This window comes from Rhodopseudomonas pentothenatexigens, assembly GCF_900218015.1.
Lineage (GTDB): Bacteria > Pseudomonadota > Alphaproteobacteria > Rhizobiales > Xanthobacteraceae > Rhodopseudomonas > Rhodopseudomonas pentothenatexigens.
This window is the reverse complement of sequence record NZ_UFQQ01000003.1, coordinates 138,213-158,334: the sequence shown is the minus strand read 5'-3', so window position 1 is coordinate 158,334 and position 20,122 is coordinate 138,213. Positions and strand designations below refer to the sequence as shown.

Here is a 20,122-nt window from a genome sequence, read left to right as displayed (position 1 = left end):
TGTGCCCACTGATCAGGGCTGCTGCGACTGACGCGCCACGACCCAGAACCGAACCCACGACCCGACTGCACACCCGATCAAATAGGCGCCGAGCAGGGCGAGGAAAAGGTCGAGCCAGTAGCCGGCCCGGCCGGGAACCAACCGGGCGAGCGACAGCCCGACCAGAACAGCCGCCAGCCCACCAAGGCCCATCGCCGCGTTCCTCGACAGGACCGGGCCGCGATGCACCACCGAAATCCATCCCACCGCAAAACCGAGCAGCAGCGATCCGACCAGCCAACCCCAGAAGAAATCCGCCAAAGCCACCATGCGTCACCTGACCACGAAATCGATACGGCGGTTCTTCGCCTTTCCGGTATCGGAATCATTGCCGGCCACCGGGATTTTGCTGCCATAGCCGAACGCTTGGAACCGCTCCGGCGGCAGACCGGCGCGAACCATATGATCGACCACTTCGCGGGCACGTTTTTCCGAAAGCGACTGATTGAACCCGTCATCGCCGTCGCTGTCGGTGTGACCGGCGACTTCGATCTTGGCGTTGGGACAGCGCATCGCAGTCTCGATCAGCCGATCGAGCAGGCTCGCTGAGTCCTTGTCGATCGTCGCGCTGGCAGAGTCGAACTGCACCGTGCCCTTGGCCAGCAGGCCGTTGAACAGCTGCTGGCAAACGGTGGCATCCACCGGCGCCGCCGGCGGCTTGACCGACAGGTCCGCCTTCACCGTCCACCCCTGTGGCAGGTCCTTGTTGAGACTGCCGCGGATCTGGTTGGCGGCGGCATCGTACAACGCATCTCCCGAGAGATGCACCTCGCGGTCGGACAGCACCAAGGTACCGGTCGAGAGCCGCGACAACGCCCCGAGCGCCGGTCCCGCGGCCTCCAGAAAGCCCTTCGGTGCACCGACACTGGCCTTGAGGTTGTCGACCACCTTTTCACCGAAGAATTTGCGGCCGGCAGCCGCGGCGACTGCGGCATGCACGGCATTGTCGGGCACATAGCCATCGAGCGTCACCTGGCCGGCAACCGGATCCTTATAGGCACGGAACACATAAGGCGGCGCTTCAATGTCGTTGTCGCCGATCGAGTAGCCGTCGGGCAGATTCCGCAGAGCCGCGGCGATCGCCTCGCGGCCGCCGAGATCCTTGGCCATGCCCTTCAGGGCGACCTGGGTGCCGGTGAGGGAGATCCTGCCCTGTTTGAGCTTGCCGATCTGGTCGATCAGCAGCATCGCCGCAGCGTCGAACCGCGGCGGAGCGCCGCGCGCCAGCGTCATCCGGTCGGCCACCTCGACGCCGTTGACCGCGGCCCGCGCGCCTTCAACCAGCCGCGAGCGGCTCGCCGGTAGCGGTGCGCTTCCCGTGAGCGTCACCCGGACGACATCGCGCTCGATCGACCACACGTAAGGAGAGGCTTCCGGGACCAGCCTGGTACGATCGTTGACCAGACGCAGGCCCGGCACAGCTTCGACCGCCGACACCGCGGCACGGCGCCCCTCCTCGGAGAACGCTTCGGCGGCCAGCGTGATGTCGCGGCCCGCTGCAGTGATCCTGGTCTTGTCGAGCACGGTGTCCTTGAGCGCGGCCGCAGCGCGCGCGCCGAGTTCGGCTTCCACGGCAGGCATCGTCGTCCAAGCGGCGACGGCCCAAAGGATAGCCAGCGGAATGGCGCCGGGCCACCATTTACCGCTGGAGCTGTAGAGTCCGCGCATTCCGCTTCCCGTGGATCAGAAGCAGAGAGAAATCAAACCGTTGTCGGGCTGTCAAACGCAATTGCGAGAAACAGCAACCAAAGTTGCGCTTCCCATAACCGTTTCTTCAACCGTCAACGCCTAGCATTGTGTAGAAATCGAGTAACCGCAATTCGATGAAACATTTCCGCCACAATATGATCCGCGCCGGGCTGGAAGCCCTTTATTACACGGGCGCGCATCGCGTGCTGCGCCCGATCTTCTCCGGCATCGGGACGATTTTCATGCTGCACAATGTGCGGCCGTCCCGGGACGATTCGTTCCAACCCAATCGCCACCTCGAGGTCACGCCTGACTTCCTGCGGGCGACGTTGAAGCATTTGCGGGAGCTCGGGATCGATCTCGTTCCGATGGACGAGCTGTATCGGCGATTGCGCACGCGCGATTTCAGCCGGCGCTTCGCCTGCATCACGCTGGACGACGGCTATCGTGACAACCGCGATTTCGCGCTCCCGGTGTTCGAGGAGTTCGACGCGCCGTTCACGGTGTTCGTGGCGAGCGACTTCGCCGAGGGTACCGGCGGGCTGTGGTGGGTGACGCTGGAACGGCTGATCGCCGCCCGAAGCCGGCTGGAGGTCACGATCGGCGGCAACGAACTGTGCCTCGACACCGCCACTCCCGAGGCCAAACAGGCGGCCTTCGATCGCTTGCACGATCTGCTGCGCAGCCTGCCCGGTGCCGACGACCTGGCCGCGGCGATGACTGCGCTTTGCAATCATTACGGCGTGGACGAGACCGCGGTCGCGCGTGAACTCTGCCTGTCTTGGGACGAGCTTCGCAGCTTCGCGGGGCACCCGCTGGTGACGATCGGCGCGCACAGCATCAGCCACTGTCTGCTCGCCCGGCAGAGCGAGACGGTTGCCGCGCACGAACTGACCGGTAGCCGCGGCCGCATCCAGGACGAGTTGCAGCGCCCGGTCGAGCATCTCGCCTATCCCTATGGGGACAAAGCCTCGGCGGGCGCGCGTGAGTTCGCGCTTGCCGCCGCCGCCGGCTTCAAAACGGCTGTGACCACGCGCCCCGGCATGATGTTCGCCGAATGCGCCGAGCATCTCACTGCGTTGCCACGGGTCTCGCTCAACGGCCACTACCAAGACGACCGGCTGCTGCCGGTGCTGACGTCGGGTGCTGCAACCGCGATGTGGAACGGCTTCCGCCGGGTCGCGGCGGCGTGATTCCTTGACTCGCCCCTGCCTTCGACCGCAAACAGGCGCCAAACACCCGAGGGAGGCGTCATGTTCAAGGATCTGTTCTCGCTGCAAGGCCGCGTCGCCTTGATCACCGGCGGCTCGCGCGGCATCGGCAAGATGATCGCAGCGGGCTTTCTCGCCTACGGCGCGACGCGGGTTTACATCACCGCGCGCAAAGCTGCGGCCTGCCAGGCCACCGCCGACGAACTCACCGAGATTTATCCCGGCGAGTGCATCGCGCTGCCGATCGACATCTCGACGATGGCGGGCATCGAGATGCTGGCTGCCGAGTTCAAGCGACGCGAAGACAAGCTCGACATCCTGGTCAACAATGCCGGCGCCGCCTGGGCGGCCGATTTCGACGAATTCCCGGAAAGCGGCTGGGACAAGGTGATGGACCTCAACGTCAAGACGCCGTTCTTCCTCACCAAGGCACTGGCGCCGCAGCTTCGCGCCGCCGCGAGCGCCGAGCAGCCCGGCAAGGTGATCAACATCGCCTCGATCGACGGCATCTTCGTCAATCCGCTCGAGACCTATCCTTACGCTGCGTCGAAGGCCGGGCTGATCCATCTCACCCGGCGGATGGCGGTGCGGCTGATCAAGGACCACATCGTCGTCACTGCGATCGCGCCGGGGCCGTTCGCCTCCGACATGAACAAGGCCGCGCGGGACGAAGCCGATGCGGTCGCCAAGCGCGTGCCGGCCGGCCGGATCGGCACCGACGAGGACATGGCGGGAGCAGCGGTGTTTCTCGCCTCCCGGGCCGGCGACTACGTGGTCGGATCGACCGTGACGGTCGATGGCGGCGTCGCTTTCGCCAACCCCGGCATCAAGGGTGACGGCTGGGCGTAACCGCTTCGGGTTCGTCGCCCGCCGAGACGGCGGGAGACGGACCAAGCCCGATGCCCCTGCGCCGCATCCCCGCGCCGTCGAGCGCGGGCGCGATCCGCGGCGCCGTGTCCCCGCTGGCGAGATTTGCCTTGAACTATAATGCATCGAACGGCATCCGTTCGATTGCTGCCGCCTGCCACCGGCACTATCATTCCCCGCATCGCGAAACGGACCGACATGGCCGAGCCAGACGATACCGACGCAGGCTTTCTGCTCGACCTCGGCCAACATGTCCGCACCATGCGCGGACGGCGTGGCATGTCGCGCAAGGTACTGGCCAAGGTGTCCGGCATTTCGGAGCGCTACATCGCGCAATTGGAAAGCGGCAAGGGCAATGTGTCGATCATGCTGCTGCGGCGGATCTCCGGAGCGCTGGCGACTCCGCTGGAGGATCTGCTGCCGTCCCAGGAAACGTCGGCCGACTGGCCGGTGATCCGCGACCTGGTGCGGCGTGCCACGCCGGTGCAGATCGCCTACGCCAAGGACGTGCTGGCAGGCCTCGGCTCGCCCGGCGACGGCGCCAGGCGCGAAGCCACGTTTCACGGTATCGCGCTGATCGGCCTGCGCGGCGCCGGCAAGTCAACCCTCGGCAAGATGCTCGCCGACAGCATCGGCTGGAGTTTCGTCGAGCTCAACCGCGAGATCGAACGCCAGAACGGCCTGTCGGTGTCCGAAATCATCGCGCTGTACGGACAAGAGGGCTTCCGCCGCATGGAGCAGACGGCGCTGACGCGGCTGTTGGCTCGCGGGGCGCCCGTCGTGCTGGCGACCGGCGGCGGGATCGTCTCCGAACCGATCACCTTCGATCAGATCCTGAAATCTTTCTACACGATCTGGCTGAAGGCCGAGCCGGAGGAGCACATGGCCCGGGTGCGTGGCCAGGGCGACCTACGACCGATGGCCGACGATCGCGCCGCGATGCAGGAGCTGCGCACCATCCTGCAGAGCCGCGAGCCGCTTTATGCCCGTGCCGCAGGCGTGCTCGATACGGCCGGGCTGTCGGTCGATGCCGCCGCGCGGAGACTTGTCGCGATGGTGGCACCGGTGTTGAGCCGGGAGGCCGGCGCCTTCGGCCTGCGCGAGGAGGCGCCGTAAGCGCCGTTACGGCTTGGTGCGTTCGAACTGCCGCAGCAGCTTGTTGCCGCGCTCGACCGCCGCATCCAGCGCCGCCTTGGCCGGCTTGTCGCCCCGAATCGCCTGCTCGAACTCATCCTCGATCGCCGCTCGGATCAGCACGAACGAACCGAGCCGCAGTCCGCGCGAGTGTTCGGTCGGCGGCTTCAGCGTGATCTGTTCGATCGAAATGGCGGTACCTGGATTGCGATCGTAGAAGCCCTGCGCGCGGGAGAGATCGTAGGCGGCCTTGGTGATCGGCAGATAGCCGGTGTGCTGGTGCCAGGCCGCCTGGATCTCCGGCTTCGACAGATAGGCGAAGAACTTGGCGACGCCCTTGTACTCGGCTTCCGGTCGGCCGCGCAGCACCCAGAGCGTGGCGCCGCCGATCATGGTGTTCTGCGGTGCGCCGGAAATGTCCGGCCAATACGGCAGCCGGCCGTAGCCGACCTCGAACTGAGCGTTGGTGACAATGTCGGCGCGGGTCGCCGACGATCCGATGAAGATCCCGCATTCACCCCGCTGGAAGCGCGGCTCGGCGGCGGTAGCGCGGCCGCTATAGTCGTAGATCATCGTCTTCTGCCAATCCGCCAACTGGGCGACGTGGCGCACCACCACCGGGTTGTTGAACACCAGCTCGGCATCGAGGCCGCCGAGGCCATTCGATCGGGTCGCCAACGCAAGATTGTGGTAGGCGGAGAAGTTCTCGACGTTGACCCAAGACGGCCACGCTGTGGTGAAGCCGCAGACGACTCCGGCGTCGAGCAGCCGCTTCGCCATGGTTCCGACATCGGGCCAAGTCGTCGGGGGCGACTCCGGATCGAGCCCGGCGCGGCGGAACAATGTCTTGTTATAATATAGAATCGGCGTCGAAGCATTGAACGGAAACGACAGCATATTGCCGGACAGATCGGTGTAATATCCGGTCACCGCCGGCAGGTAGTCCGCCGGCGAAAACGCCTCCTTCTCGTCGCGCATCAGTTCGTAGACCGGATAGACCGCCCCTTTGGCCGCCATCATCGTCGCGGTGGCGATCTCGTTGACCTGCACGATCGCCGGCTGGCTCGAGGAGCGGAATGCGAAGATCGCAGCAGTGACCGTCTGGGTGTAGTTGCCCTTGTAGGTCGGCACCACGCGATATTCGGATTGCGAGGCGTTGAAGTCCGAGGCCAATTTGTCGAGCTGCCGCCCGAGCTCGCCGGACATCGCGTGCCACCAGGCGATGTCGGTCGCCGCGATGGCCGGAATGGCGCCGGCACCCCAAGCCAGCGCAGCCACGGCGATCAGCGCAAGTCTGCCCATGATTTCGGCCATCGTCCGACACGCTCACTCCCGATAGCCATCGCCTGGGCTGATCTGCTAGCTTGGCGGGACTTCTCCGGTCCCAGCGATTGGTGCAACTTTATGGGATTGAACTTGCCGCTGTCCAGCCAAGCCGAGGTCCCGCACGCCGGCGCGGCAAAAAGCTGCCGGCGGTCGATGATGGACGGTTCATCGATGCCAGGTCGTCTGAATTGAATCCGACACACTTGCAGCCTCCGGACAGAGAGCCGCGGCCCGACAGACGTGGCCGCACTGGCCTTGTCGGTCTGGTGCGGGCTGTGCCGATCCGGTGGCGCATTCTGTCGATCGCGGCGCTGAATTCGCTGGTCGTGCTGGTACTGGTCAGCTTGATCTGGAGCGGAACGCGCGTGCTGCGCACCGCCTGGGACGACGTTCGTCAGGTGCGGGAGTCCGACCAGATCCTGGCGCTGCTGGAAAGCGAGACCGGTCGGCTGCAGAACCTGATCCATCGCTACATCAACCAGCCCAGCCCCGAACTGTTCGCCGAGATCCTGCTGCTCCGCGAGGCCGTGCTCGGGACGCTCACCAATCGCGCATCGACCGACCCGATGCTGTCGGGTTCGGTGGAAGAGCTGGAGCGCGCCACCGAGCGTTTTCTCGGCGGGTTCGGCGATCTGCGCGCCCTGCAGACCACAATCAAGGCGACTTACGAAAACCAGGTCCAGGCTCCGGCACGCGACATCGCCGCCCTGTTCGCGGTGATCGCCGGAGCCACCGGGCAACGCGACGCGCTGATCCTGCCGCCGCTCGGCCGCGCCCGCGAAGCATTCACCGCGATGCTGGTCGCGGCGAATTCCTACTACCTGTCGCTGTCGCAACAGGCCGCTGAAGACGCCCAGCAGAACACCGAGACGATCGAACGCACGATCCCGGTGATGATGGATTTCGCCGACAACGACCTGCAAAGGATGGCGCTCGACAAGCTGAAGCTCCGCACCGCGGCGCTGCGCGACGGCCTGCAGGAACTGACCGATCAGCTCGCCAAGCGCAGCGACCTGTTGCGCAACTCGATCGACGCCAGCCAGGCCGCCACGATTGCGGCGATCGATGCGCTGTCGGTGAAGATGCGCCAGCGCGAGCAGAAAGCGCAGGAAACGTTCGACCGCACCCTCACCGGCATCTCGCGCAAGGTGCTGTCGATCGCGATGATCTTCCTCGGAATCATCATCACGGCCGGCATCATCATCGCGCTCAGCATCCGCCTGCCGCTGCAGCAGATCCTGGCCGCGATGCACGCCATCACCTCCGGCAACTACGATCGCCGGGTCGCCGGGACCGAGGCCAAGGACGAGATCGGCGCCATGGCACGTGCCGTCGAGGTGTTCCGCGAGAACGCCATCGACAAGCGCAAAGCCGAGGACGATCTGCGCGCATCGAAGGAAAAGGCAGAGAGCGCGCTGCTCGAGCTGAAGACCGCGCAGCAGAATTTGATCGATGCCGAACGGCTGGCCGCGCTGGGCAGTCTGGTTGCCGGCGTCGCCCACGAGGTCAACAATCCGATCGGCATCAGCCTGACGGTGGCATCGAGTTTTGCGCGGCGGGCGACCTCGTTCGAGGCCGACCTCAAAGCAGACGCTCCGCTGCGGCGCTCCCAGCTCGACGAGTTCGTCCGCTCGACGCGAGACGCCGCGCAGCAGCTGGTCTCCAATCTGCAGCGGGCCGCCGAACTGATCCAATCCTTCAAGCAGGTGGCGGTCGACCGGTCGCACGCCGAACGCCGGCAGTTCAACCTCCACGAAGCGACCGACCAGATTGTCGCCAGTCTGAAGCCGGTGCTGAAGCGGGCTCCGATCCGGCTCGACATCGACGTGCCGGAGAGTCTGGTGATCGACGGCTATCCCGGTGCCTACGGACAGATCCTGACCAACCTGTTCCTGAACGCCGCCAATCACGCCTTCCCCGACAACCGGGCCGGAACGATCAGCATTACGGCACGTCCGCGGGGCACTGACGACGTCGAGATCATCTTCGCCGACGACGGTGCCGGCATGACGTCGGATGTTCAGCGCCAAGCGTTCGATCCCTTCTTCACCACCCGTCGCAACGAGGGCGGCACCGGTCTGGGCCTGCACATCGTTTACAATCTGGTGACACAGCAGCTCGGCGGCCGGATGATGCTGGAATCAAGACTAGGACAAGGCACGACTTTTCGCATTATCATGCCGAAAACCGCCACCGGCGGCACGGCACCCGCCGCCCCGCCCATCGACGGAAACCTGCAATGGCCGACCAGGACGATATCCTCGAGCTGATCGAAGACAGCGATTCGACGCCGGAGGTATCGGGCGCACGGAAATGGAAGATCGCGGTGATCGACGACGACATCGCGGTCCACGAAGGCACCCGCTTCGCGCTGAGCGATTACAGCCTCAACGGCCAGGGACTGGAAATTCTGTCGGCCTACTCCGGCGCCGAAGGCCGCGAGCTGATGCGGGGCAACCCGGACATCGCCGCAGTGCTGCTCGATGTGATCATGGAGACCGATGCCGCCGGACTCGATCTGGTGGAATTCATCCGCAACGAACTGAGGAACGAGACCGTCCGCATCATCCTGCGCACCGGCCAGCCCGGCCAAGCTCCGGAGCGCCGCGTCATCGTCGATTACGACATCAACGACTACAAGGCCAAGACCGAGCTGACAGCCGACAAGCTGTTCACCTCGCTGACCGCGGCGCTGCGCAGCTACCAGCAGCTCGAACGTATGGTGCAGACCCGGCGCGGCCTCGAAATTATCATCGATGCCGCTTCGACATTATACGATTTCAAGTCGATGCAGCGGCTCGCCGAGGGCGTGCTGACCCAGCTCGCCTCGCTGCTCAATGTCGATTGCGCTGGTATTTTAGTGTTGCGCGATTCCGGCGAGGAGCTGGCCGTACTGGCCGGCTCCGGCTGCTACAGCCGCTTCATCGGCACCCCCGGCCAAAGCGGCTCGCTCGATCCGGATTTGCGCCAAATGGTCGAGGAGGCGTTTCGCCGCCGCAAGCACGAATTCGCCGACCACCGCACCGTGCTCTACATCCGCACCGGCAGTGGCCGTGAAGTGGTGGTTCTGCTGCAGGCCGAGCGCGAGCTGTCCGACACCGATCGTTCGCTGGTCGAGATCTTCGGCAGTCGGCTATCCATCGCGTTCGACAACGTCATCCTGTACCGGCAGTTGCACGAAGCCAATACCCAGCTCGAGGAGCGGGTGGCGCAGCGTACGCGGGCGCTGACCCAGGCCAATCGCCGGCTCTCGACGCAATGGCTGCGGCTGCAGCGCGCCAATGCCTTCAAGAACGAAATCCTCGGCACCGTCGCTCACGACCTGAAGAACCCGCTCGGGGTCATCCTCGGGCGCACCGAGATGCTGACGGAACTGATCAGCGCCGAAGCCCCCAAGGATAATGTCATCGCCCAGGTCGACCATATCCGAGACGCGACCCGGCGGCTGACGCTGATGGTCGACCATTTGATCTCGGACGCCATGGCCGACGCGTTCGACATCTCGATCCGGCGCGAGCCGGTCGATATCGCCGCGCTGGTCGGCGAGGTGGCGGAAGCCAACCGCCCGATGGCGCAGAACAAGCAACAGGTGATTTCTGTGTCGACACCGGACGCCTGCGCCACGATGTGCGATTCCGACCGGATGCGCGAGGCGATCGACAATCTGCTCAGCAACGCCATTAAATACAGCCCGATCGGAGGTAACATCGCGCTGCAGGTCGACGGCGACGGCGACACCACCGTGATCCGCGTCACCGACGAGGGCGCCGGCCTGTCACCGGAGGATCTCGCCCGACTGTTCGGTCGATTTCAGCGGCTCTCCGCCAAGCCGACCGCCGGCGAGAGTTCGACCGGGCTCGGGCTGTCGATCGTCAAGAAGATCGTCGACATGCACGGGGGCCACGTCACCGCGGCCAGCCCCGGCCCAGGCCAAGGCTCGACCTTCACCATCACCCTGCCCGCAGCGACGGTCTCATGAGCCAGAATCCGCACATCATCGTCGTCGACGACGAAGCTCCGGCCCGCGAGATGGTCGGCGATTATCTGAAGATGCACGGCTTCGCCGTCACTTTGTGCGACGGCGGCAAGAGCCTGCGCGCCGAAATCGAGACCAAGCTGCCGGATCTGGTGGTGCTGGACCTCAACATGCCGGAAGAAGACGGGCTGTCGATCATCCGCGACCTGAAGGCCAAGTCGAACGTGCCGGTGATCATGCTGACCGCGACCGCAAGCCCGATCGACCGGGTCGTCGGCCTCGAACTCGGCGCCGACGATTACATCGCCAAGCCGTGCGAGCTCCGCGAATTGATGGCGCGGATCCGCTCGGTGCTGCGCCGCTCGGCGCCGCCGAAGCCGGCGGCGGCGGAAGCCGCGAGCGCCACCAAGGCCGACACGGCACAATTGGTCCGGTTCGGTACCAAATGGCTCGACCTCGAAGCTCAGGCGCTGCGCGACGACGACGGCAATGAGCATCCGCTGACCGCTTCGGAATTCGGCCTGCTCAAGGTGTTCGCCGCGAATCCGAAGCGGGTACTGTCGCGCGAACGGCTGCTGGAACTGGCAAACGCCCGCGATGCCGAAGCGTTCGACCGCGCGGTAGATCTGCGGATCATGCGGATCCGTCGCAAGATCGAGCCCGACCCGACCAAACCGGCCGTGATCCGGACAATCCGCGGTGGCGGCTATCTGTTCTCGCCCGCCAGCGAGCGTCCCTGAGCCTCACAATCGGCCTGCGACCGTCGCCGCCCCTTGCCCCCCCCCCGACTTCATAGGTCTTTCCATGCCGATTGTTTCGTCGCCGCGGTGCCGACGAAACAATCCAGGGATGTCACGAAACCATTTTCTGCACCGGCGCAGACCTCCTGAAACGGTAGCTGGCTAGTAGTTCTCCCAACACGCCGCGGGGGAGCGCGGCACGAAGGGAGCTTGTCATGCAGAACGTCATTGCGCTCAACGAGGCCGGCCGCCTGGGCATCCAAGCCGCCAGAGCCACGAGCGATGAAATGCTGCTCGCCAGCATCGCGGGCGGTGACCGGACTGCCATGCACACCCTGTATGCCCGGCACAATGTGCGGGTGTATCGCTTCATTCTGCGCATGGTGCGCGACGCCGCGACCGCCGAAGATCTCGTCAGTCAGGTCTTCCTCGATGTCTGGCGCACCGCCCGGCAGTTCGAAGGCCGCGCCCAGGTTTCGACCTGGCTGCTGTCGATCGCCCGCTTCAAGGCGCTGACCGCGCTGCGCCAACGCCAGCACGAAGACATCGACCAGGACGACGTGCTGGAGATCGCCGACGGCTCGGATTCACCCGAGACCGCGCTCGACCGAAGCCGCACCAGCGACATCCTGCGCACCTGCATCGCGAAACTGTCGCCCGCCCATCGCGAGATCATCAACCTCGTTTACTATCATGAGAAGTCGGTCGAAGAGGTCGGGCGGATCGTCGGCATTCCGCAGAGCACGGTGAAGACCCGGATGTTCTACGCCCGCAAGCAGCTTGCCGAGCTGCTGAAGCGTCACGGCGTCGAAAGCCTCGCGGCCTGATGCCGCATGCGGCGCCGATCCGCGCCGCTTAGTCGCACGCTCGCAATTTGGAGCGGTTCTTGTTCGCCGCTCTCGCGCCACGATGTGGGGGTCACTATATTCGCCAAGGCGGTGCGGGATCGTGGAATGAAACAATTGAAACGATCGGCGACATCGAACGGAAAGATCGGCCTGATAGGGTGATCTCCATCGACGCAGCTACCGCCATCGCGGGTTGCGAACAGCGAATTCTCCAAAGCCTCCGACACCCCATCGTAGGCCTCCAAGGGACCCGGACGAGATGCCCCCTCGTCCGGGTTTTCGCGTTTTGCGAGCTGCTGCTGTGCCGCGGCGCTTCATTGGAGGCGCTGACGGCGCGTCAGGAACAAACCGGGCGATCCCCGATTGAGTCCGTCGCCGTCGCGGAATTGTTAACCGCCGCCGTCTAGGCTTCGCAGCAGTACGGCGATACATCTCGATCGACGATGTTCGCATCGTCGCCCGTCACGTCTATCTGCGGATCGGTGGGATGCTCGAGAATCTTGATCCGGTCGTGCTGGCCCGCTTCCAGTTCGCCTTCACCGTCTCGTTTCACATTATCTTCCCGGCCTTTTCCATCGGCCTTGCGAGCTTCCTCGCAGTGCTGGAAGCGCTGTGGCTTTGGACCAAGCGCGAAGTCTTCATCAATCTGTTCAACTACTGGGTGAAGATCTTCGCCATCGCGTTCGGCATGGGCGTGGTGTCCGGCATCGTGATGTCCTACCAGTTCGGCACCAACTGGTCGGTGTTTTCCGACAAGACCGGCCCGGTGCTCGGGCCGCTGATGGCCTACGAGGTGCTGACCGCATTCTTCCTCGAGGCGGGATTTCTCGGCGTGATGCTGTTCGGCCTCAAGCTGGTCGGACCGCGGCTGCATTTCCTCGCCACGCTGATGGTGGCGATCGGCACCCTGATGTCGGCATTCTGGATTCTGTCGGCGAACTCCTGGATGCATACGCCGGCCGGCTACGCCATGAACGACGCCGGACAATTCGTCGCCACCGACTGGTTCGCGCTGATCTTCAATCCGTCGTTTCCTTACCGCTTGGTGCACATGGTGCTGGCGGCCTACCTCACCACTGCGCTGGTGGTCGGCGCGGTCGGCGCCTATCACCTGTTGAGCAACACCCGGCAGCCCGGCGCCAGAACGATGTTCTCGATGGCGATGTGGATGATCGCGGTGGTGGCACCGATCCAGATCTTTGCCGGGGATCTGCACGGCCTGAACACGCTGGAGCACCAGCCCACCAAGGTGATGGCGATGGAAGGCCATTACCAAAGCCATCCCGACGGTGCCCCGCTGATCCTGTTCGGGCTGCCGGACCAGGATGCCGCGGTGGTGCGCTATGCGCTCGAGATTCCCAAACTGTCGTCGCTGATCCTGAAGCACTCGCTCGATGCGCCGCTCGCCGGCCTCGACACCGTGCCGCGAGAGGACTGGCCGCCGGTACCGATCACCTTCTGGTCGTTCCGGGTGATGGTCGCGCTCGGCTTCCTGATGCTCGGCCTCGGCCTGTCCGGCCTGTGGCTGCGCTGGCGCGGTCGGCTGTTCGAATCGCGACCGCTGCATCGGTTCGCGATGGCGATGGGCCCGGCCGGCTTCGTCGCCGTGCTGGCGGGTTGGGTCACAACCGAAACCGGCCGTCAGCCGTTCACGGTATTCGGCCTGCTGCGCACCACCGAATCGGTGTCGCCGCTCGCCGCGCCAGCCGTCGCGTCCTCGCTGATCGCCTTCATCGTGGTGTACTTCGCGGTGTTCATCGCCGGCACCGTCTACATCCTGCGATTGATGGCGCATCCTCCGCACCACGGCGAGGAGGGCCCGCGCGGCGATATGCCGGAACGCGCCGCCGGCATCACGCCGGCCCCGGCGATCGCCACCCGCAGATTCAGTTGACCAGCAGGATTCGGTTGTGACCATGGCTTACGACGTCGCGACGATCTGGGCCTTCATCATCGCCTTTGCGGTGTTCGTCTATGTTGTGATGGACGGGTTCGATCTCGGCCTCGGCATCCTGTTTCCGTTGTTTCGCACCAAGCGCGACCGCGACGTGGTGATGAACAGCGTCGCCCCGGTGTGGGACGGCAACGAGACCTGGCTGGTGCTCGGCGGCGGCGGACTGTTCGCGGCGTTTCCGCTGGCCTATGCGGTGCTGATGCCGGCGCTGTACACGCCGATCATCGCGATGCTGCTCGGCCTGGTATTCCGCGGCGTGGCGTTCGAATTCCGTTGGCGGACCCAACGCGAACGCAACCGCTGGGATCTGGCCTTCTTCCTGGGCTCGTTGATCGCCACGCTGGCACAGGGCGTCGCGCTCGGCGCGCTGCTGCAAGGCGTCGCGGTCGAAGGCCGCGCCTATGCGGGCGGGTGGTGGGACTGGTTGACGCCGTTCAGCCTGCTCACCGGCGTCGCGCTGGTGATCGGCTACGCGATGCTCGGCGCCACCTGGCTGGTGATGAAGACCACCGGAGATCTGCGCGAGACCGCGTACCGGCTGAGCCGCTGGCTGCTGGCCGCCATGATCGTGGCGATCATCGCCGTCAGCGCCGCGACGCCGTTCCTCAGCTACGATTACTCGGAACGCTGGTTCGCTTGGCCGAACGTGCTCGCCACCGCGCAGGTGCCGCTCGCCGTCGCCATCGTCACCGCACTGCTGCTGCGGGCGCTGGCGCAGAAGCGCGACTATCAGCCGTTCTTGCTGACGCTGTGCCTGTTCGCGCTGTCCTATGCGGGTCTCGGCATCAGCCTGTGGCCCTATGTGGTACCGCGCAGCATCACCATCTGGCAGGCCGCGGCACCGGAGAACAGCCAGATCTTCATGCTGGTCGGTGTCGCCATCCTGGTGCCGATCATCCTCGCCTACACCGCGTGGGCCTATTGGGTGTTTCGCGGCAAGGTCGATCCGGAGAGCGGCTATCATTGACCGGCCCGATTGAACCTCGAGGCCCGGTGTCGCGACGACTGCTGTGGTTCGTGGCGCTGTGGCTGGCCGGCGTCGGCACCGTGACGCTGGTCTCGCTGCTGCTGCGGTTGTGGATCGCGCCGGGCTGACGTGGTACACAGCCGGCGGTGTTTCGCGAAGGGGGTCTCATGAGAATGCCGCGTTGGATCGGCCGGCTCGCCACGGCGGCAGCCCTGATCACGTTCGTCTCGGTACCGAGCTACGCGCAACAGCCCGACGTCGGCGACGAGCCCGGGCTGATCGCAGACGACGGCTACGTGCTGCCGCCGGAATGGCGCAAGCAGATGGTGTATTACCGCAGCACGGAGGCGCCCGGCACCATCATCGTGCAGACTTCGGAACGTTACCTGTATCTGGTTCAGGGCAACAACCGCGCGCTGCGCTACGGCATCGGGGTCGGCCGCGAAGGCTTCCAGTGGCAGGGGCTGCTGAAGATTTCGCGAAAAGCCGAATGGCCGGACTGGACGCCGCCGCCGGAGATGATCCAGCGTCAGCCCTATCTGCCGCGCTTCATGGCCGGCGGCCCGGGCAATCCGATGGGCGCCCGCGCGATGTATCTCGGCTCGACGGTGTATCGCATCCACGGCACCAACCGCCCCGACACCATCGGCACCGCGATCTCGTCCGGCTGCTTTCGGCTGGTCAACGCCGACGTGATGGACCTGTACGACCGCGTCCCGGTCGGCACCAAGGTGGTGGTCCGGCAGAAGCCCGAGCTGTAGCGCACCGCGTCTGCCCACTGTTCTCATTGCGAAAGATTCAGCATGTTCAAACGGACGTTTCAGACCGGGCTCGCCCTCGGGCTCGTGGTCGCGGCGGGAATCGCGGCCGCCGCGATCACCTATGAGCGCTACGACACCAAGACGCTGAAGCGCACCATCCGCCGCGACGCGGTGCTGTGCGGCGTCAACAAGGGTCTGCCAGGTTTCGCCACCCCGGACGACAAGGGCAACTGGACCGGCTTCGACGTCGACTTCTGCCGCGCGGTGGCGGCGGCGATCTTCGACGATCCGACCAAGGTCAAATTCGTGCCGCTCGACGCCAATGAACGGTTCAAGGAATTGCAGAGCCGCAAGGTCGACATCCTGTCGCGCAACTCGACCTGGAGCATGTCGCGCGAGACGAACTACGAGCTGTATTTCCCGGCGGTTGCCTACTACGACGGCCAGGGCTTCATGGTGCCGGCATCGCGCAAGATCGACAGCGCGGTCGAACTCGACGGCAGCAAGGTCTGCGTGCAGAACGGCACCACCACCCAGCTCAACCTCGCCGACTACTTCCGTGCCAACAATATGAAGTATCAAGAGGTCAAGTCCGACAAATTCGACGACGTGGTGAAGGCCTACAAGGACGGCCAGTGCGACACCTTCACGGCCGACGTGTCGCAGCTCTACGCGTTGCGCCAGACCTTCGCCGCGGCCGGCGACCACGTCATCCTGCCCGACGTCATCTCCAAGGAACCGCTGGCGCCGGTGGTGCGGCAGCGCGACGACGACTGGATGATGATCGTGAAGTGGACGCTGTACGCGATGATCAACGCCGAGGAGCTCGGCGTCACCTCGAAGAACATCGACGAGGCTATGAAGTCGAAGAAGCCGGACGTGATGCGGCTGGTCGGCACAGAAGGCGCTTACGGCGAGGATCTCGGCCTGTCCAAGGACTGGGCCGCCCGCATCGTCCGTCACGTCGGCAATTACGGCGAGGTCTACGACCGCAACGTCGGCAGGCTCGGCATCCCGCGCGGCCTCAACCAGCTCTGGAGCAACGGCGGCATCCAATACGCCCCGCCGATCAGGTAGGAACGACGGTCAGTCCGTCTCGTCGGCGCTTCGACACCCTCCACCGTCATCGCCCGCGCAGGCGGGCGACCCAGTACTCGAGAGCGCTGGCGATTGGCAATCAGCTCCCTGGAATACTGGATCTCCGCCTACGCGGGGATGACGGCAATGGGCGAGGATGACGGTTTGGAGTTTTGATGCGCCTGCGCTCTCAAACACCCTCTCGTTCGTCATTCCGGGGCGCGCGCAGCGCGAGCCCGGAATCTCGCACTTTGTAGCACCGCTTTGAACGCAACCTCGGGATTCCGGGTTGGCGAACTTCCGTTCGCGCCCCGGAATGACGGCTTGTGACGCTAACCCATCAATACGTCTTCCACTCCGCCAGCGCTTCGGCGTGATAGGCGCTGTCGCCGAACAGCTCCTGCAGCACGCGGCCGCGCTTCATGAACAGGCCGATATCGAACTGGTCGGTCATGCCCATGCCGCCGTGCATCTGCACGCCTTCCTGCACCGCGAGCGTGGTCACCGTGCCGGCCTTGGCCTTCGCGACAGCGACAGCAACGCGCGCCTGCGCCGCGTCGGCGTCGACCGCCTGGAGCGCCTTGAGCACGGCGGCGCGCAGGATCTCGATCTCGGTGTAGAGATGCGCGGCGCGGTGCTGCAGCGCCTGGAATTCGCCGATCAGCCTGCCGAACTGCTTGCGCTCCTTGAGATAGCTCACCGTCCGGCCGAACGCCTCGTCGGCAACACCGAGCATCTCGGCTGCGACGGCAGCGCGGCCGATATTCAGCACCGCCTCAAGCAGCGCCCCGCCCCGATCGACCTCGCCGAGTACCTGATCGGCATTCACCTCGACGTCGTCGAAACCGATCCGCGCTGCATTGTGGGCGTCGACCATCACGGTACGCTCGATCGCAACGCCCTTGGCCTTCGGGTCGACCAGGAACAGCGTCAACCCGTCGGCATCGCCCGGCTGACCGGCACTGCGCGCCGCGACGACCAAAAGGTCGGCGACGTGACCGTCGACCACCAGCGCCTTCTCGCCCTTCAGCCGAAAGCCGTTGCCGGCGCGGGTCGCCGCCAGCGCGATCTTCGCGGGCCGGTGCTTGGCGCCTTCATCGACCGCGAGCGCGGCGATGAGCGATCCATCGGCGATCTTCGGCAAGTATGCCTTCTTCTGCGCGTCCGAGCCGCCGCGGACGAGCGCGGAAGCCGCCAGGATCGCGGTCGACAGCAGCGGCGACGGCGTCAGGTTGCGGCCGATTTCTTCCATCACCACGCCGGCCTCGACGCAGCCGAGCCCCGAGCCGCCGAACTCCTCCGGCACCAGCAGGCCGGCCAAGCCCATCTCGGCGAAGCTCTTCCACAAGTCGCGGGAGAAGCCGGTAGCGTCACGCTCGTCGCGCAGCTTGCGCAAATGCGCCACCGGCGCCTTGTCGCCGATCAGCCCGCGCGCCGAGTCGCGCAGCATGGTTTGTTCTTCGGTGAGGACGAGAGCCATGGGTGATGTTTCCGCTTCGGAATGATGGTTTGAGTTCGTTATTCCGGGATGTGCGCGGCGCGCGCAGACCTGGAATCCCGATGTTGTTGCGAAGAGAGATTCCGGGTTCGCGCTACGCGCGCCCCGGAATGACGTGGAGGGGTGGTGCTACGCCCCCGGCAGATCGAGGATGCGCTTGGCGACGATACCGAGCATCACTTCGCTGGTGCCGCCTTCGATCGAGTTGGCCTTGGTGCGCAGCCAGGCGCGGGCGCGGGCGCCGTCGTGGCTGCGCTCGCTCTCCCACTCCAGCGCGTCGATGCCGCCGGCCGACATCAGGATCTCGTGGCGGCGCTTGTTCAGCTCGGTGCCGTAGTACTTCATCGCCGACGAAAATGCCGGATGCAGTTGGCCGGCCTTGGCGAGATCGACCGCCCGCTCCGCCGCGCAGGCGAGCGCCGCCTCGTCGACATCGAACGTGGCGATCTCGCCGCGCAGGATCGGATCGTCAAGCCGCCCCTGCGCGTCGGTGCCGAGCGAATCCGCCGCGACTTGGCCGAGCGGCCGGCCGCCGTCACGGCCGCCCATCCCGGAGATCATCGCGCGCTCGTGCTGCAGCAGATATTTGGCGACGTCCCAGCCGCGATTGATGGTGCCGACGACGTGCGACTGAGGCACCCGGACGTTGTCAAAAAAGGTCTCGCAGAACGGCGACTTGCCGGAGATCAGCAGGATCGGCTTGGTGGTCACGCCGGGCGACGTCATGTCGAACAGGATGAAGCTGATGCCGTCGTGCTTCTTGGCGGCCGGGTCGGTGCGCACCAGGCAGAAAATCCAGTCGGCGTAATTGGCGTAGGACGTCCAGATCTTCGAACCGTTGATGATGAAGTCGTCGCCGTCCGGCACCGCGCGGGTCTGCAGCGAGGCCAGATCCGATCCGGCGTTCGGCTCGGAATAGCCCTGGCACCAGCGAATTTCGCCACGCGCGATCTTCGGCAGGTGCTCGGCCTTCTGCTGTTCGTTGCCGTATTTCAGCAGCGCCGGCCCAAGCATCCAGATGCCGAACGACGACAGCGGCGGGCGCGCGCCGATCGCAGCCATCTCTTCGCGCAACACCTTGTGCTGGGCGCCGTCGAGCCCGCCGCCGCCGTATTGCGTCGGCCAGTCCGGCACGGTCCAGCCCTTGTCGCGCATCCGCTCGAACCAGACCTTCTGCGCCTCGGAGGCGAATTTGGCGTTGCGGCCGCCCCAGAAATTGTCCTCGTCGCCCTGCATCGGCGTGCGCATCTCGGCAGGGCAATTGGCCTCCAGCCAGGCGCGAGTCTCGGCGCGGAATGTATCGAGATCGGTCATGCGGTTTCCATCCACATTTGCGCCGACGCTTTGCACGCCGACGATGCATTGTTGGCGGCAACCTTGGCGCGTCGCGCGGTGGAATTCAATATCCGTCTCGGCTCCGATCTTGCGGCAATGTGCTAGGGAACGAACGCCGACACCCGAAGAGGACAACCGAGGATGCGCCTGAATTTGCTTTCGCCCGGCGAAATGAGCGCCGAACAACGCGCCATCTACGACGAGTCGATCGCCAGCAAGCGCGGCAGCCCGCCGCCGCCGATGATGGCGTGGCTGGCGAGCCCGGAGATGGCCCGGCACGCCACCCGGCTCGGCGCCTTCCTGCGCTACGACACCTCGCTGACCCCGGCGCTGTCGGAACTGGCGATCCTGGTCACCGCGCGGCATTGGACCGCGCAGTACGAATGGTACGCGCACAAGAAGATGGCGCTCGACGGCGGCCTCGATCCCAGGATCATCGAAGCGATCCGCGACCGCCGCACACCATCGTTCGACAATCCGAAGGCGCAGGTGATCTACGATGTCGCCCGCGCCTTGCACGAAGCCAAGGGGCTGCCGCAGCCGCTGTATGACGAGGCGATGCGGCTGCTCGGCGAGCGCGGCTTGGTCGAAGTGATCGGACTGTGCGGCTACTACACGATGGTGTCGATGACGCTCAACGCCTACCAATTCCCGCTGCCCGACGGCGAGACGCCGGAGCTGGCGTGAGCCGTCGTTTCCG

At 65.3% G+C, this 20,122-nt stretch carries 18 protein-coding genes; 13 read left to right on the top strand and 5 right to left on the bottom strand.

The window, feature by feature from the left end:
- Positions 1-12: 12 nt before the first annotated feature.
- Together DWA33_RS03650 and DWA33_RS03645 are read right to left on the bottom strand one after the other, a co-directional pair.
- On the bottom strand, positions 13-309 hold the full coding sequence (locus DWA33_RS03650) for a hypothetical protein (protein WP_114356734.1): 297 nt from the start codon (positions 307-309) through the stop codon (positions 13-15).
- Between the two features lie 3 nt (positions 310-312).
- Entirely contained in the window at positions 313-1,707 is a 1,395-nt protein-coding gene (locus DWA33_RS03645) for an OmpA family protein (protein WP_114356733.1), read from the bottom strand.
- Between the two features lie 155 nt (positions 1,708-1,862).
- On the opposite strand from DWA33_RS03645, the gene DWA33_RS03640 reads away from it, so the two are divergent.
- The 3 genes from DWA33_RS03640 to DWA33_RS03630 all read left to right on the top strand — a co-directional run bounded on the left by DWA33_RS03640 (position 1,863) and on the right by DWA33_RS03630 (position 4,922).
- Positions 1,863-2,921: a polysaccharide deacetylase family protein gene (locus tag DWA33_RS03640; RefSeq protein ID WP_114356732.1), complete on the top strand. Its 1,059-nt coding sequence runs from the start codon at positions 1,863-1,865 to the stop codon at positions 2,919-2,921.
- Between the two features lie 60 nt (positions 2,922-2,981).
- On the top strand, positions 2,982-3,788 hold the full coding sequence (locus DWA33_RS03635; protein WP_114356731.1) for an SDR family oxidoreductase: 807 nt from the start codon (positions 2,982-2,984) through the stop codon (positions 3,786-3,788).
- A 216-nt stretch (positions 3,789-4,004) separates the two neighbouring features.
- Positions 4,005-4,922 (top strand): helix-turn-helix transcriptional regulator, encoded by a 918-nt coding sequence (locus DWA33_RS03630; RefSeq protein ID WP_114356834.1) that lies wholly within the window; start codon positions 4,005-4,007, stop codon positions 4,920-4,922.
- Positions 4,923-4,928: 6 nt separating this feature from the next.
- On the opposite strand, the gene ugpB is transcribed toward DWA33_RS03630, so the two are convergent.
- Positions 4,929-6,254 carry a sn-glycerol-3-phosphate ABC transporter substrate-binding protein UgpB gene (gene ugpB, locus DWA33_RS03625; RefSeq protein WP_114356730.1) on the bottom strand — a complete coding sequence of 442 codons (1,326 nt, stop codon included), beginning with the start codon at positions 6,252-6,254 and terminating at the stop codon, positions 4,929-4,931.
- 215 nt (positions 6,255-6,469) lie between these two features.
- On the opposite strand from ugpB, the gene DWA33_RS03620 reads away from it, so the two are divergent.
- The 9 genes from DWA33_RS03620 to DWA33_RS03575 all read left to right on the top strand — a co-directional run bounded on the left by DWA33_RS03620 (position 6,470) and on the right by DWA33_RS03575 (position 16,589).
- Complete coding sequence (locus DWA33_RS03620; protein ID WP_181902385.1) at positions 6,470-8,536, top strand: sensor histidine kinase; 2,067 nt, start codon at positions 6,470-6,472, stop codon at positions 8,534-8,536.
- On the top strand, positions 8,506-10,245 hold the full coding sequence (locus tag DWA33_RS03615; protein WP_114356728.1) for an ATP-binding response regulator: 1,740 nt from the start codon (positions 8,506-8,508) through the stop codon (positions 10,243-10,245). The genes DWA33_RS03620 and DWA33_RS03615 overlap by 31 nt, the downstream gene beginning before the upstream one ends.
- Positions 10,242-10,982 (top strand): response regulator, encoded by a 741-nt coding sequence (locus DWA33_RS03610; RefSeq protein ID WP_114356727.1) that lies wholly within the window; start codon positions 10,242-10,244, stop codon positions 10,980-10,982. The genes DWA33_RS03615 and DWA33_RS03610 overlap by 4 nt, the downstream gene beginning before the upstream one ends.
- A 215-nt stretch (positions 10,983-11,197) precedes the next feature.
- On the top strand, positions 11,198-11,809 hold the full coding sequence (locus DWA33_RS03605; RefSeq protein ID WP_114356726.1) for a sigma-70 family RNA polymerase sigma factor: 612 nt from the start codon (positions 11,198-11,200) through the stop codon (positions 11,807-11,809).
- 508 nt (positions 11,810-12,317) lie between these two features.
- Positions 12,318-13,724, top strand: a complete 1,407-nt coding sequence (locus tag DWA33_RS03595; protein ID WP_114356724.1) for a cytochrome ubiquinol oxidase subunit I — start codon at positions 12,318-12,320, stop codon at positions 13,722-13,724.
- Positions 13,725-13,746: 22 nt separating this feature from the next.
- On the top strand, positions 13,747-14,751 hold the full coding sequence (gene cydB, locus DWA33_RS03590) for a cytochrome d ubiquinol oxidase subunit II (protein WP_114356723.1): 1,005 nt from the start codon (positions 13,747-13,749) through the stop codon (positions 14,749-14,751).
- Positions 14,748-14,879, top strand: a complete 132-nt coding sequence (locus DWA33_RS03585) for a DUF2474 domain-containing protein (RefSeq protein ID WP_114356722.1) — start codon at positions 14,748-14,750, stop codon at positions 14,877-14,879. Before cydB ends, DWA33_RS03585 begins: the two co-directional genes overlap by 4 nt.
- Before the next feature lie 39 nt (positions 14,880-14,918).
- Positions 14,919-15,512, top strand: coding sequence for a L,D-transpeptidase (locus DWA33_RS03580; protein ID WP_425326997.1), 594 nt, complete (start codon positions 14,919-14,921; stop codon positions 15,510-15,512).
- A gap of 42 nt (positions 15,513-15,554) precedes the next feature.
- Positions 15,555-16,589 (top strand): amino acid ABC transporter substrate-binding protein, encoded by a 1,035-nt coding sequence (locus tag DWA33_RS03575; protein ID WP_114356721.1) that lies wholly within the window; start codon positions 15,555-15,557, stop codon positions 16,587-16,589.
- Positions 16,590-16,929: 340 nt separating this feature from the next.
- On the opposite strand, the gene DWA33_RS03570 is transcribed toward DWA33_RS03575, so the two are convergent.
- Together DWA33_RS03570 and DWA33_RS03565 are read right to left on the bottom strand one after the other, a co-directional pair.
- Entirely contained in the window at positions 16,930-18,069 is a 1,140-nt protein-coding gene (locus DWA33_RS03570; RefSeq protein ID WP_114356720.1) for an acyl-CoA dehydrogenase family protein, read from the bottom strand.
- Between the two features lie 147 nt (positions 18,070-18,216).
- A complete protein-coding gene (locus tag DWA33_RS03565; protein ID WP_114356719.1) occupies positions 18,217-19,401 on the bottom strand; it encodes an acyl-CoA dehydrogenase family protein in 1,185 nt (394 codons plus the stop codon).
- Between the two features lie 162 nt (positions 19,402-19,563).
- Here DWA33_RS03565 and DWA33_RS03560 point away from each other — a divergent pair, with 162 nt between their 5' ends.
- Positions 19,564-20,109 carry a carboxymuconolactone decarboxylase family protein gene (locus tag DWA33_RS03560; RefSeq protein ID WP_114356718.1) on the top strand — a complete coding sequence of 182 codons (546 nt, stop codon included), beginning with the start codon at positions 19,564-19,566 and terminating at the stop codon, positions 20,107-20,109.
- Positions 20,110-20,122 lie beyond the last annotated feature (13 nt).